At 58.8% G+C, this 13,603-nt stretch carries 11 protein-coding genes; 10 read left to right on the top strand and 1 reads right to left on the bottom strand.

The window, feature by feature from the left end; all coding sequences use genetic code 11:
- Positions 1-59: 59 nt before the first annotated feature.
- From ACTJKV_RS06695 to ACTJKV_RS06650, 10 genes are all read left to right on the top strand, one after another.
- Complete coding sequence (locus ACTJKV_RS06695; protein ID WP_440598549.1) at positions 60-836, top strand: 3-hydroxybutyrate dehydrogenase; 777 nt, start codon at positions 60-62, stop codon at positions 834-836.
- A 60-nt stretch (positions 837-896) separates the two neighbouring features.
- Positions 897-2,363: a xanthine dehydrogenase small subunit gene (xdhA, locus tag ACTJKV_RS06690; protein ID WP_440598548.1), complete on the top strand. Its 1,467-nt coding sequence runs from the start codon at positions 897-899 to the stop codon at positions 2,361-2,363.
- Positions 2,364-2,548: 185 nt separating this feature from the next.
- Entirely contained in the window at positions 2,549-4,888 is a 2,340-nt protein-coding gene (gene xdhB, locus ACTJKV_RS06685) for a xanthine dehydrogenase molybdopterin binding subunit (RefSeq protein ID WP_440598547.1), read from the top strand.
- Between the two features lie 6 nt (positions 4,889-4,894).
- Positions 4,895-5,641: a class I SAM-dependent DNA methyltransferase gene (locus tag ACTJKV_RS06680; protein ID WP_440598546.1), complete on the top strand. Its 747-nt coding sequence runs from the start codon at positions 4,895-4,897 to the stop codon at positions 5,639-5,641.
- Between the two features lie 9 nt (positions 5,642-5,650).
- Positions 5,651-6,478, top strand: coding sequence for a xanthine dehydrogenase accessory protein XdhC (gene xdhC / locus ACTJKV_RS06675; RefSeq protein ID WP_440598545.1), 828 nt, complete (start codon positions 5,651-5,653; stop codon positions 6,476-6,478).
- 243 nt (positions 6,479-6,721) lie between these two features.
- Complete coding sequence (locus tag ACTJKV_RS06670) at positions 6,722-7,615, top strand: LysR substrate-binding domain-containing protein (protein ID WP_440598544.1); 894 nt, start codon at positions 6,722-6,724, stop codon at positions 7,613-7,615.
- Between the two features lie 114 nt (positions 7,616-7,729).
- A complete protein-coding gene (gene puuD, locus ACTJKV_RS06665) occupies positions 7,730-8,977 on the top strand; it encodes a urate hydroxylase PuuD (RefSeq protein ID WP_062440127.1) in 1,248 nt (415 codons plus the stop codon).
- The gene (gene guaD, locus ACTJKV_RS06660; protein WP_440598543.1) at positions 8,974-10,281 is read left to right on the top strand and encodes a guanine deaminase; all 1,308 of its coding nucleotides are present in this window, start codon (positions 8,974-8,976) and stop codon (positions 10,279-10,281) included. The genes puuD and guaD overlap by 4 nt, the downstream gene beginning before the upstream one ends.
- Positions 10,282-10,530: 249 nt before the next feature.
- Positions 10,531-12,501: a methyl-accepting chemotaxis protein gene (locus ACTJKV_RS06655; protein ID WP_440598542.1), complete on the top strand. Its 1,971-nt coding sequence runs from the start codon at positions 10,531-10,533 to the stop codon at positions 12,499-12,501.
- Positions 12,502-12,734: 233 nt separating this feature from the next.
- A complete protein-coding gene (locus ACTJKV_RS06650; RefSeq protein ID WP_440598541.1) occupies positions 12,735-13,142 on the top strand; it encodes an ester cyclase in 408 nt (135 codons plus the stop codon).
- On the opposite strand, the gene ACTJKV_RS06645 is transcribed toward ACTJKV_RS06650, so the two are convergent.
- Positions 13,117-13,506 carry a RidA family protein gene (locus tag ACTJKV_RS06645; RefSeq protein ID WP_440598540.1) on the bottom strand — a complete coding sequence of 130 codons (390 nt, stop codon included), beginning with the start codon at positions 13,504-13,506 and terminating at the stop codon, positions 13,117-13,119. The two genes, ACTJKV_RS06650 and ACTJKV_RS06645, sit on opposite strands and share 26 nt — an antisense overlap.
- Positions 13,507-13,603: the final 97 nt, after the last annotated feature.

The raw sequence follows: 13,603 nt of genomic DNA, 5'->3' as shown, positions 1-13,603 counted from the left end.
CCCGGTTTGAGCATAACGTTGTCTAAAGTCTTGCATCGACGTCGAAAAAAGGGGACCGCATGCTAAGGACAGTGATCGTCACGGGCTCGACCAGCGGAATTGGTTTGGGCATCGCGCAAGCCTTCGCCAATAATGGCTGCAACGTCATGCTGAACGGCTTCGGCGATCCCGACAACATCGAAAGCAGCAGGCTGTTGATGGAGGCGGAAAGCGGCACGCGCGTGCTCTATCACCCCGCTGACATGACGAAGCCGGACGAGATTTTCGATCTCGTCAAGGCCACGCAGGAGAAGCTCGGCTCGGTGGATGTGCTGGTCAACAATGCGGGCGTTCAGCATGTGGCGCCAGTGGACGAGTTTCCGCCGGAAGAGTGGGACCGCATCATTGCCATCAACCTGACAAGCGCCTTTCACACCATGCGCGCCGTCATCCCGCTGATGAAGACTGCGGGCAAAGGCCGCATCATCAACATTGCTTCCGCGCACGGACTTGTCGCCTCGCCATTCAAATCCGCCTATGTGGCGGCAAAACATGGTATCATGGGCCTGACGAAATCCGCAGCACTGGAACTGGCCGAAACCGGCATCACCGTGAATGCCATCTGCCCCGGCTATGTGCTGACATCGCTCGTGGAAAAGCAGATACCGGATACGGCCAAGGCGCGCGGCATCAGTGAAGAGGCGGTTAAGAACGACGTGCTCTTGCGCCTGCAGGCCACCAAGGAATTCGTGGCCGCGGAAGATGTGGCGGCAACGGCGCTCTTTCTCGCAAGCGACGCGGCAAAGCAGATCACCGGCACGCATATTTCCATCGACGGCGGCTGGACCGCGCAGTAGATCGAACACCGCAATTCATTCGGGCCGAACCCGAAACCGGAACAAAGACGAAGGCAGTGCATGAAAGACGCAATCAGCTTCATCCTCAATAACGAGACGATCACTCTGTCGGACTTCGCGCCGACGGAAACCCTGCTCGACTATCTGAGGCTGCGCAAACGCCTGACGGGCACGAAGGAAGGCTGTGCCGAGGGCGACTGTGGCGCCTGCACCGTGCTGATCGGCAGGCTCCTGGAAGGCTCGCTGCGCTATGAAAGCGTCAATGCCTGCATCCGTTTCCTCGGCTCGCTGCATGGCACGCATATCGTCACGGTGGAGCATCTGGCCGGCAAGGACGGTACGCTCCACCCGGTTCAGCAGGCCATGGTGGATTATCACGGCTCGCAATGCGGCTTTTGCACGCCAGGCTTCGTCATGTCGCTCTACGGTCTCTGGCTGTCCAGCAGCAAGCCCTCGCGCGCCGATATCGAAAAGGCGCTGCAAGGCAATCTCTGTCGGTGCACCGGCTATGAGCCCATCGTCAAGGCCGCCGAAAGCGTGACCGCTGCCAGGCCAAGCACGCTGTTCGACCCGATCGAAAGCGACCGCGCCACCATCATGTCGCGCCTTTGGGGCATTCAGCAGAACGACACGATCACGGTTACCAAGGACGGCCATCGCACCATCATTCCCGGCAATCTCACCGAGCTTGCCAATGCCTATGCCGCAGAGCCGAAGGCGACCATCGTTGCCGGTTCGACGGATGTGGGCCTTTGGGTCACCAAGCAGATGCGGGAGCTTAAGACCGTCATCTTCATCAATCACCTGAGCGAGCTGCAGTCGATCTCGGTTGCCGACGGTAGGATTTCGATCGGCGCAGGCGTGACCTACGCCCAGGCCTTTGACACGCTTGCAGACAACATCCCGGCATTCGGACGGCTGATCGATCGCCTCGGCGGACAGCAGGTGCGCAACATGGGAACGATCGGCGGCAACATCGCCAACGGCTCGCCCATCGGCGATACGCCCCCGCCGCTTATTGCGCTCGGTGCCGTGCTGACGCTGCGCTCTTCCTCCGGCAGCCGCTCGATGCCGCTCGAAACCTTCTTCATCGAGTACGGCAAGCAGGACAGGCTTCCAGGCGAATTCGTCGAGAAGATCGAGGTGCCGCTGCCGACGCATGACAGCCACTTCGCCATCTACAAGATTTCCAAGCGTCGTGACGAGGACATCTCGGCACTCTGCGCCGCCTATCATCTGACCCTTGGCGAAGACGGCACGGTGCAGGACATCCGCATCGCCTTTGGCGGCATGGCCGGCACGCCGAAGCGGGCGAAGGCCCTCGAAGAGGCCCTGAAGGGCAAGGCCTGGACGCAAGAAACCATCGATGCCGCGCGCGATACGATCGACGCGGATTTCCAGCCGCTGACCGACTGGCGCGCCACCGCGCAGTATCGTCAGCTGACGGCGAAGAACCTGCTGACCCGTTTCTTCCTGGAGACATCGGGAAAGAAGCAGGAGTTGCAGCGTTTTGAGGAGATGGCGTGATGGGAAGCCTGGATCATTCCTCCCTCATTCCTGTGCTTGTCACAGGAATCCAGTGCGCCCAAGTCCTTGGGCGCGAGAGAGTTTTATGCGGCGCAGACGCGCCTTGGCTGGATTCCTGTGACGAGCACAGGAATGAGGGCGTAGGGAAACCCTTTACCTCTCCAGCGAGAAGAGAGGTCTGACACATGGACACCACCACATTCGAACGCGCCAAGAATGATGTCGATGGCAAGATGCATGGATCGCTCCGTCATGATTCAGCGCATAAGCATGTCACCGGAAGTGCCGAATATATCGACGACATTCCAGAACCCGCAGGCCTGATCCACGGCGCGCTTGGCCTGTCGGACCGCGCCCATGCCGAAATCCTGGCCATGGACCTTTCCGAGGTCGAAGCCACCCCCGGCGTCATCTGGGTGATGACCGGCAAGGATGTACCGGGCGAAAACGATGTCTCCTCCGGCGGGCGCCATGACGAGCCCTTGCTGGCGGAAACGCTGGTGCAATTCCACGGCCAGCCGATCTTTGCCGTCTTTGCCGAGACCCGCGAGATTGCCCGCCATGCGGCGCGCAAGGCGAAGATCACTTACAAGGATCTGCCGCACTTCACCGATATCGACGCCTCGCTTGAAAATGGCGAGCCGCTCGTTACCCCCGGCATGGTGCTGCAACGCGGTGATGCGGATGTGGAGATGGATGTCGCACCGCGTCGCCTGACCGGTACCATGCGCATCGGCGGACAGGAGCATTTCTACCTCGAAGGCCATATCGCCATGGCAGTGCCAGGCGAGGATGACGAGGTGACGGTGTGGAGTTCCACCCAGCACCCAAGCGAAATCCAGCATATCGTCAGCCACATTCTGCAGGTACCCTCCAACGCCGTCACCGTGCAGGTTCGGCGCATGGGCGGCGGCTTCGGCGGCAAGGAGACGCAGGGCAACCAGTTTGCCGCACTCTGCGCGATTGCCGCCAAGAAGCTGAAGCGTGCTGTCAAAATCCGCCCGGACCGCGATGAAGACATGGTCGCCACCGGCAAGCGTCACGATTTCCGCGTCGATTACGAACTTGGCTTCGATGACGAGGGTCGCATTCACGCAGTCGATGCGACCTACGCCGCCCGTTGCGGCTTCTCATCCGATCTTTCTGGCCCCGTCACCGATCGCGCGCTGTTTCATGCGGATTCGAGCTACTTCTATCCGCATGTAAAGCTTGCCTCCAAGCCGTTGAAAACCCACACGGTGTCCAACACCGCCTTCCGTGGCTTCGGCGGCCCGCAAGGCATGCTGGGTGCCGAGCGCTTCATCGAGGAAATCGCCTATGCGGTCGGCAAGGACCCGCTCGATATCCGCAAGCTGAACTTCTATGGCGAGACCGGTTCTGGCCGCACCACCACGCCCTATCACCAAGAAGTGGAAGACAACATCATTGCCCGCGTGGTGGAGGAGTTGGAGACCTCCAGCGATTACCGCGCGCGCCGTGAGGCGATCGTCGCGTTCAACCGCACAAGCCCGATCCTTCGCAAGGGCATTGCACTGACGCCGGTCAAATTCGGCATCTCCTTCACCATGACCGCCTTCAACCAGGCGGGTGCGCTGGTGCATGTCTATAATGACGGCTCCATCCACCTGAACCACGGCGGCACGGAAATGGGCCAGGGTCTTTACACCAAGGTCGCGCAGGTCATTGCCGATACGTTCCAGGTCGATGTCAGCCGGGTGAAGATCACCGCCACCACGACCGGCAAGGTGCCGAACACCTCGGCAACTGCCGCCTCCTCCGGCACCGATCTCAACGGCATGGCAGCACTTGATGCGGCCCGACAGATCAAGGAGCGGCTGATCAAATTCGCCGCTGAGAAGTGGAATGTCACGGAACAGGATATTGCCTTCCTGCCGAACCGCATCCGCATCGGCACAGAAGAGATCGCCTTCAACGATCTCGTTCGCCAGGCCTATTTCGCCCGCGTGCAGCTGTCCGCCGCAGGGTTCTACAAGACCCCGAAAATCCATTGGGACCGCGCCGCCGGACGCGGCACGCCATTCTACTACTTCGCCTACGGCGCTTCATGCTCGGAAGTCACCATCGATACGCTGACCGGCGAATATATGATGGAGCGCACCGATATTCTCCACGATGTCGGCAAGTCGCTGAACCCGGCGATCGATATCGGACAGATCGAAGGCGGTTTCGTCCAGGGCATGGGCTGGCTGACGACGGAAGAACTGTGGTGGGATGGCAAGGGACGGCTGCGCACCCACGCGCCCTCCACCTACAAGATCCCGCTCGCCTCGGACCGTCCGAGGATCTTCAACGTCAGGCTGGCGGAATGGTCCGAAAACGCCGAACCCACCATCGGTCGCTCCAAGGCCGTTGGAGAGCCGCCCTTCATGCTCGCCAACTCGGTGCTGGAAGCACTCTCCATGGCGGTTGCCTCTGTCGCCGACTACAAGGTCTGCCCACGCCTCGACGCCCCGGCAACGCCGGAGCGCGTTCTGATGGCGGTGGAGCGGTTGAAGAAGGTGTGACGGAACGTGGAGAGGGCTGTTTCGACGCTCGATCAGCATTACCTCGACCGCGATCTGGCCCGGTTGTATGATCTGGATAGCGGCTGGTCAGAGGATCGTGATTTTTATCTTCGTCTCCCCACAAGAGAGCAATGCCGCATTCTGGATATCGGATGCGGCACAGGCCTTTTAGCCGATGCCTACGCAGCGCGCGGCCATCGCGTCACCGCGATTGACCCGGCGGGTGCGATGTTAGATGTCGCGCGAGAAAAGCCGAACGCTGCATCGGTTGAGTGGGTCGAAGCCGACGCTGAAGGTTTCCGTAGCGACGAGCGCTATGACCTTATCGTTATGACCGGCAACGCGATGATGGCTCTCAAGGACTCGGCATCGATGCGTGCTTGTTTCGATACGATGCGATACCATCTCGACCGTGAGGGCAGCATCGTCTTCGAGGTTCGGAACCCGAATATCGATTGGTCATCGCAATGGGAATACGACATCACGTTGAGAGTGGATGACGCGATCGTCAAAGAGAAACGACGTTTCGTCCGCATGGCCGGACCCGTCATGCATTTCGAGTTTGACTATGAGTTTAGCGACAAAACCTTCAAGACTCGAAGCGCGATCCGCTTTCACAGCGAGGATGAAATTGTCCGTGGCTTGGGCGACGCGGGCCTTCGGGTGAGCAGCATTGTCGGCGGCTGGCAAGGTCAAGATTTTGATGCCGTCAATTCCAGGTATATGATCCTCACCGCAACACATGCTGCTTGAGCGCCACCAATGACAGATTTCCAGACTCTCCTCTCCGAAGGACCTGCGATCCTCGTGGAGATCGAGGCCGTCAAGGGCTCGTCGCCGCGCGAGGCTGGGACCTTCATGCTGGTGTCGGCCGCCCGCATCTGGGAAACGATCGGTGGCGGGCAGTTCGAATATATGGCGATCGATCACGCCCGTGCCATGCTGGATGGCAGGACGGAGATAAACGTCCTGGACATTCCGCTCGGCCCGGAAATTGGCCAATGCTGCGGCGGACGAACCCTTCTGCGCTTTACCAAGGTGACGGAAGCGGTCGCGGACGCGCTGATTACGCGCATGCGAAAGGCCGAGGATGAGCAACCCGCCGTCTTCATCTTCGGTGCCGGCCATGTGGGCAAGGCACTTGCAAACAGCCTGTCGCTTCTGCCGCTGTCCATCTCGGTTATAGAGACCCGCCGTGAGGAACTGATCGGCCTCCCCGGCACCGTCTCGACGCATCTGACACCCATGCCCGAAGCGATGGTGAAGGACATCCCGGCAGGCGGCGCGTCAATCATCGTCACCCATGATCATGCGCTGGACTTCCTGATCGCCAAGGAAGCACTTGGCCGGGGCGATCTTGCCTATGTCGGCATGATCGGATCGAAGACCAAGCGCGCCACCTTCGCCAACTGGCTCGCCCGTGAGGGGCATGTCGGCACGCTCGACAATCTCGTGCTGCCCATCGGCGGCACGCTCGTCAAGGACAAGCGCCCCGCCATCATAGCGGCCTTGGTAACATCCGAAGTGCTTCACGCAATTCAGCACTTTGCTGCACGGGCTCAGGTCCAATCCGGTTCCGCCCTTCGCTGAAGCCGAGATCGCGCTTCAGGTGGTCGCTCAACTCCTCATCGTGGAGCGTGTTCGACGGCGTGTGACCCTCCCCAAACCAGTCCGTGTTCCATAGCCACGCGAATATGCGCAGCCAGACGTTTAACGCCGTGGCACCCATCGTTCTGTCTCCTCAGGTGGTTTGATGCTGTGAGGAGAATTTGCTTGATTTTGCCGCTGATAACCAATGAAACATTGGACAGCATGAATAAAGAGAGCTTATCCATGAAGATGTCGAGAAACTTTCCTCTGAATGCGCTTCGCGTCTTCGAAAGCGCGGCACGGCATTTGAGCTTCACCAAGGCGGGTGACGAGCTTGGCATGACGCAGACGGCGGTCAGCTACCAGATCAAGCTCTTGGAGGATTATGTCGGGGCGACTCTGTTCGTCCGTCGGCCAAGGCAGGTCACGCTCACCTCGGCGGCGGAGAAGCTGGCGCGACAGACATCCGAAGCCTTGACCATGCTGGAAGCAGCCGTTGCCGATACGAGGAAGAGCGTCTCCGATGTGCTGACGATCTCCGCGACGCCCACCTTTGCTCAGCAATGGCTTGCACGGCGGCTCGGCAGTTTTCAGGAGGCCAATCCCAAGACGGCCGTTCACCTCGCGCTCAGCAACGAGATCATCGATCTCTTGCGCGAAAACATCGATGTCGGCATTCGCTGGGGCAAAGGCGACTGGCCGGGGCTGATCTGTCACCGTATCATGCGCCTGGATTTTGCGCCCGTCGTTAGTCCGCTGCTGGTGGAAAAGATGGGTGGCTTGAAAGAGCCAGCCGACCTCCTGAAGCTGACGATCATCAGCCCGCAGGACCGGTGGTGGAAGCACTGGTTCCGCGAAGCCGGCGTGCCGGACACCGATCTCGACAGCCGTACCGGCAGCAGCTTCGGCTTTCAGTATCTCGAAGCCGCGGCTGCCATGGCCGGACATGGCGTCGCCATCGTCAACCCCACCCATTTTGCCGAGGATATGGCCGCCGGACGACTGATCCAGCCTTTCGACCTCGTCTGCAACGATGGACACGACTACTGGCTAGTCTATCCGGAAGGCCGCCGCAATGTGCCGAAGATCAAGATCTTCAGGGATTGGATCCTGTCGGAATTCGCAGACGCTGTTTGACGGATGAGACGACCTGCCTAAACCGCACACGACATTCCTGCGCAAAACACCGCATTGCCTCTTCCATCGCACAACGATTTTTCGCATTGTGCGACACAAAGACAGGGGAACAGAATGTACGAATACGCCATTGCGTGGGAATGGATGGCCTTTGCCGTTCGCTGGCTGCACGTGATCACCGCTATTGCCTGGATCGGCTCTTCCTTCTACTTCATCGCGCTCGATCTCGGGCTGGTCAAACGCCCGAACATGCCACCGGGCGCCTATGGCGAGGAGTGGCAGGTGCATGGCGGCGGCTTCTATCACATCCAGAAATATCTGGTCGCGCCCGCGCAGATGCCGGAGCATCTCACCTGGTTCAAATGGGAAAGCTACGCCACCTGGCTCTCCGGCTTTGCCATGCTCTGTATTGTCTATTACGGCGGCGCCGATCTCTTCCTCATCGACCATTCGGTGCTGGAGCTCACGCAGTTGCAGGCGATCGGCCTGTCGCTCGCCTCGCTTGCCGTCGGCTGGCTGTTTTATGATTTCCTCTGCAAATCGCCGCTCGGCAACAACACCTGGGGCCTGATGATCGTGCTCTATGTGGCGCTGGTTGCGATGGCCTGGGGCTATACGCAGGTCTTTACCGGCCGCGCCGCCTTCCTGCATCTTGGCGCTTTCACCGCCACCATCATGTCGGCCAACGTCTTCTTCATCATCATCCCCAACCAGAAGATTGTTGTCGCAGACCTGATCGCGGGGCGCACGCCCGACCCGAAATATGGCCGCATCGCCAAGCAGCGTTCGCTCCACAACAATTATCTGACGCTGCCCGTCATCTTCTTCATGCTGTCGAACCACTATCCGCTGGCCTTCGCCACGCAGTTCAACTGGGTCATTGCAGCGCTGGTCTTCCTCATGGGCGTGACGATCCGTCACTGGTTCAACACCACCCATGCCCGCAAGGGCAAGCCGACATGGACCTGGCTTGTCACCGCCATCATTTTCATCCTCATCATGTGGCTCTCCACCGTCCCGAAAGTACTGACGGGCGAGCAGGAGGCCGCTGCTGCGAAGCTATCGCCTGCTCAGCAAATCTTCCTCACGGACGCGCATTTCGCCAGCGCCCGTGACGTGGTCCAAGGCCGCTGTTCCATGTGCCATGCCGCCGAACCGGTGTGGGAGGGCGTTCCATTCACGCCGAAGGCGGTGAAGCTTGAGACCGATGCCCAAATTGCCGCCCATGCGCGGGAAATCTATTTACAGGCGGGCCGCTCCCATGCCATGCCCCCCGGCAACATCACGGCGATCACGCCACAGGAACGCAAGGTGCTGACCGCTTGGTATGAAAGCGCCGTTTCTGAAGGAAAGACTGAATGAGCATGCTGCTGCTGCGCGGACGCCTTTTGAGCTTCAAGCGCGCCCCCCTCTCCATCGACGACACCGCAAGCTATCTCTATATCGAAGATGGCGGATTGCTGGTCTCCGAGGGAAAGATCGCAGCGACCGGCGAGTATACCGATATTCGTGCCCAGGCGCCCGAAGACGTGACGGAAAAGGATCACCGCCCTCACTTGATCGTTCCGGGCCTTATCGACATGCATCTGCACTTTCCGCAAATGCAGGTGATCGGCTCCTATGCCGCAAACCTTCTGGAATGGCTGAACACCTATACCTTCCCGGAAGAGTGCCGTTTTGTCGAAAGCGCGCATGCTCAGCGTATCGCCACCCATTTCTATGATGAGCTGATCCGCCACGGTACCACCACGGCAGTCGCCTATTGTTCCGTCCACAAGACGTCTGCCGATGCCTTTTTTGCCGAAGCCCTCAAGCGCAACATGCTGATGGTCGGCGGCAAGGTGATGATGGACCGCAACGCGCCGCAAGGGCTCCTGGATACGCCGGAACTCGGCTATGACGAGACGCGCCAGGTGATTGCCGACTGGCATGGCAAGGGCCGCAACCATGTCGCCATCACCCCGCGCTTTGCCATCACCTCCACGCCGAAGCAGATGGAAGCTGCCCAGGCCTTGGCGCAGGAGTTTCCGGATCTCTTCATCCAGACGCATCTTTCGGAAAATCTCGACGAGATCAAATATACGTGCGAGCTTTACCCGGAAGCGATCGACTACACTGACATTTACGTGCGCTACGGCCTGATGGGCAACAAGACGCTGCTTGGCCACGCCATTCATCTGTCCGATCGCGAAGCAGACGTTCTGTCGGAGACGGGCGCTGTCGCCGTCCACTGCCCAACCTCCAACCTCTTTATCGGCTCCGGTCTTTTCCCGATGAAGAAGCTGCAACGGCGTGAAAAGCCGGTGCGCATCGCGGTCGCGACCGATATTGGCGGCGGCTCCAGCTACTCCATGCTGCGCACGATGGATGAGGCCTACAAGATCCAGCAATTGCTCGGTGAGCGGCTGAATCCTTTGGAAAGCTGGTATCTGATGACCCGCGGCAATGCCGAAGCCCTGTCCATGGTGGACAAGATCGGCACGCTTGATGCCGGGACCGATGCCGACATCACCGTCCTCAACGCCTCCTCCACACCTGCCATGGCACTGAAGATGGAAGTGGTCACATCGCTGACGGAAGAACTGTTCCTGATGTTGACGATGGGTGACGACAGAACTGTGGTTGAGACCTATGTGGCAGGCAGCGCGTCAAAAGCTGCGCAGTAAGTAAAAAACAGACATAATACTAATAGTTGCATAATTATTCATTAATATTAATCAATGCTTATAATTATTCACTTCATTTAAACTATATTGTCTTACGTTGTAACAGACAAAGAATGGTCGCCATGATGGCTAGGACCCTTTGTCATGTGGAGAGTCTATCTGCCTTAATCCCTGCAGTGGCACCGGTTCCCGGTTCCAAAAGTGCTGCCCCTGCGTCGTACAGGCATTTTTGATCGGAACGGAAGATCTATGTCATTTCTGAAGAATGCCAGCATTCGCACAAAAGTGTTGTCTCTTGTGCTGCCTCTGTGCGCTGTTGGATTGAGCGCCACGCTCTACATGTCCTACAATTACAAGCTCGCCGACAACACCTACTCAACCTTTATTTCGAAGGACACCACAGGGGCAACCGCGATGGCCCGTGCGAACAGAAACCTGACGGCCACTGCCTATGCCGCCTACCAGATTCTCGTTTACGATCGGGATAGTGCAGGCATGCAGAAGGCCATTGCTTTCTACAATGAGAGCAAAGCGAAAATATTCGACCGGCTCGCAGCCGCGCGCGAAGGGCTGCCAGGGGAGCAGGCTGCCATCGATGCAATCACTGCGCAGGCGAAAGCCGTCGTTGCCATTACCGACCAGGCGGTCAAACTGGGTGCCGCGGATCAAGATGCACAAGCAAAAGCAGAGCTGGCGAAAGCTGATGACTTGCTCATCCCGCTGGCTGACGAGGCATCCAAATTCCTGACACAGGAACTGAATGAGGTAGCAACGAGAAGCAAAGCTCTTAGCGCAGAGACGGATGCCACGATCTTCTGGTCCCTTTCCCTTGCCGGCTTAGCATTCGCCATCGGCATCATCGCATCGCTGATTGTTGCCTCTAGAGGCATCACGACCCCGATCGCAAATCTGCGCCAGCGCATGATTTCGCTGGCCGATGGTGAAACGCAAGCCCCGGTGGAGGGCCAGGAGCGCCACGACGAAGTCGGCCAGATGGCCAAGGCCGTTTCCGTCTTCCGCGACAACGCGCTCGACAAGATGCGGATGGAGAAAGAAGCCGCAGCCAATCTCAGCCTGACGGAAAAGGAACGCGCAGAGCGTGAGGCGCAGAAGGCCAAAGACGTGGCAGACATTCAGTTCGCCGTCGATCAACTGGCAACCGCGCTGAACAAGCTGGCAGCAGGCGACGTTGCCAACCGGATCGATACGCCGTTCGTCTCTCATCTCGATGCGCTGCGCACCAACTTCAACAGTTCTGTCGGCAACCTGAACGATGCGCTGCGGGCCGTCGGACAAAACGCCAGGGGCATTGATGCCGGTGCCAATGAAATCCGTGCCGCGGCAGACGATCTTTCCAAGCGTACCGAACAGCAGGCAGCTTCCGTCGAAGAGACCGCCGCCGCTTTGGAAGAAATCACCACAACGGTGAAAGACTCCAGCAGACGTGCGGAAGAAGTCGGCAAGCTGGTGGATAAGGCGCGTCACGGCGCGGAAAGATCCGGCGATGTCGTCCGCAAGGCCGTCACCGCGATGCAGGAGATCGAACGCTCGTCGGGAGAGATTACCAACATCATCTCCGTCATTGACGAGATCGCCTTCCAGACCAACCTTCTGGCGCTGAATGCAGGCGTCGAGGCGGCACGCGCGGGTGAAGCCGGCAAGGGCTTCGCGGTCGTTGCACAGGAAGTGCGTGAACTGGCGCAGCGCTCGGCAAAGGCCGCTAAGGAAATCAAGGAACTCATCACCAATTCCGGAACGCATGTTCGCTCAGGCGTGGAACTTGTCGATGAAACCGGCCGCGCGCTCGAAGTCATTGTGAGCGAGGTGCAGGAGATCAATCGTCACGTCAATGCGATCGTCGAATCCTCGCGCGAACAGTCAACCGGACTCCAGGAGATCAACACGGCCGTCAACTCGATGGACCAGGGAACGCAGCAGAATGCGGCGATGGTCGAGCAATCCACCGCGGCCAGCCACAGCCTTGCCAAGGAAGCGGCATCGCTGAACCAGCTGCTGTCTCGCTTCAATCTCGGCGAAACGGATGGCCGGAGCCGCAATACGGCAGCACCCGTTGCAGGCACACCGAAAGCCGCCACAAGCGCCTCCAAGCCTGCCGCTTCGCCTGCCCATGCCCTTGGTCGCAAGATCGCCAGCGCGTTTGGCGGTGGTGCTGCTGCGGCAGCCGCAACAGCCGCTTCCGCTAGCTGGGAAGAGTTTTAAGACAAGCACTCTCCAGCGAAACACATGCGAACAGGCGGCCTCGAGCCGCCTGTTCTGCTTTTTGCCACCTTGATCGTCTTGACGGCAGCTCTATCGGGATCGGGGATATCCTTCGCTTGAAGTCCGGAGTTTATCGATTTTGAATTTCTAATTTAGCGATAATCGGAACTCCTGTAGCGAAGCCGACTTCAAAAGAGGGGACACTTCCGTTTCAACAGCAGGGACCGATTTGAATGACACAGCTCGCCGATCACTATCGCGCCTACATTGCCTGCCTCAACGACCAACGCTGGGATGATCTCGGGACATTCGTTGCCTCCGACGTGACGCATAATGGCCGGAGCTTCGGGCTCGATGGCTACAGGCGCATGCTGATCAACGATTTCGAGACGATTCCGGATCTTTCCTTCAAGATCGGACTCCTCGCTTGCGATCCGCCCTTCATCGCGGCCAGGCTGGAATTCGACTGTGCGCCAAAAGCCATGTTCCTCGGACTTCCCATCGACGGACGGCGCATTTCCTTCGCCGAAAACGTCTTCTATGAGTTCCGCGATATGCGGATCGTCTCTGTCTGGTCCGTGATCGACAAGACTGCTATTGAGGCCCAACTGAGACTCAAGGAAGACGCGCGATCACCTTGATTTCGAAGTCGAAACCGGCAAGCCAGTTTACGCCGACCGCAGTCCAGTTCGGATAGGGTGCCTCCGCAAAGATCTTGTCCTTGACCGCAAGCACTGCACCGAACTGCTGCTCCGGATCGGTATGAAAGGTCGTCACGTCAATGATGTCCTCAAACGTGCCGCCAGCGGCCTCCAATACCGCTTTCAGATTGTCGAAGGCCAATTCAACCTGCTGTCCAAAATCCGGCTCGGGCGATCCATCCTCGCGCGCGCCAACCTGTCCGGAAATGAACAAAAGATCGCCGGATCGGATGGCGGCGGAATAGCGGTGCATGTCGTAAAGTGCCTGACGGCGGGCCGGGAAAATTGCTTCTGATTTTGTCATGTGCTTCTCCTTCTTTAATCGGCCGGGATCGTTCACCTCGGCTGGTGGAGAGATAGCAATGACGCATTGATGCGATTAGACGTTGAAGTTGAGATGC

It is taken from the genome of Agrobacterium sp. 22117, assembly GCF_052045735.1.
Classification (GTDB): domain Bacteria; phylum Pseudomonadota; class Alphaproteobacteria; order Rhizobiales; family Rhizobiaceae; genus Agrobacterium; species Agrobacterium cavarae.
The sequence above is the reverse complement of the archived record's forward strand: the minus strand, read 5'-3'. Positions and strand labels throughout refer to the sequence as shown.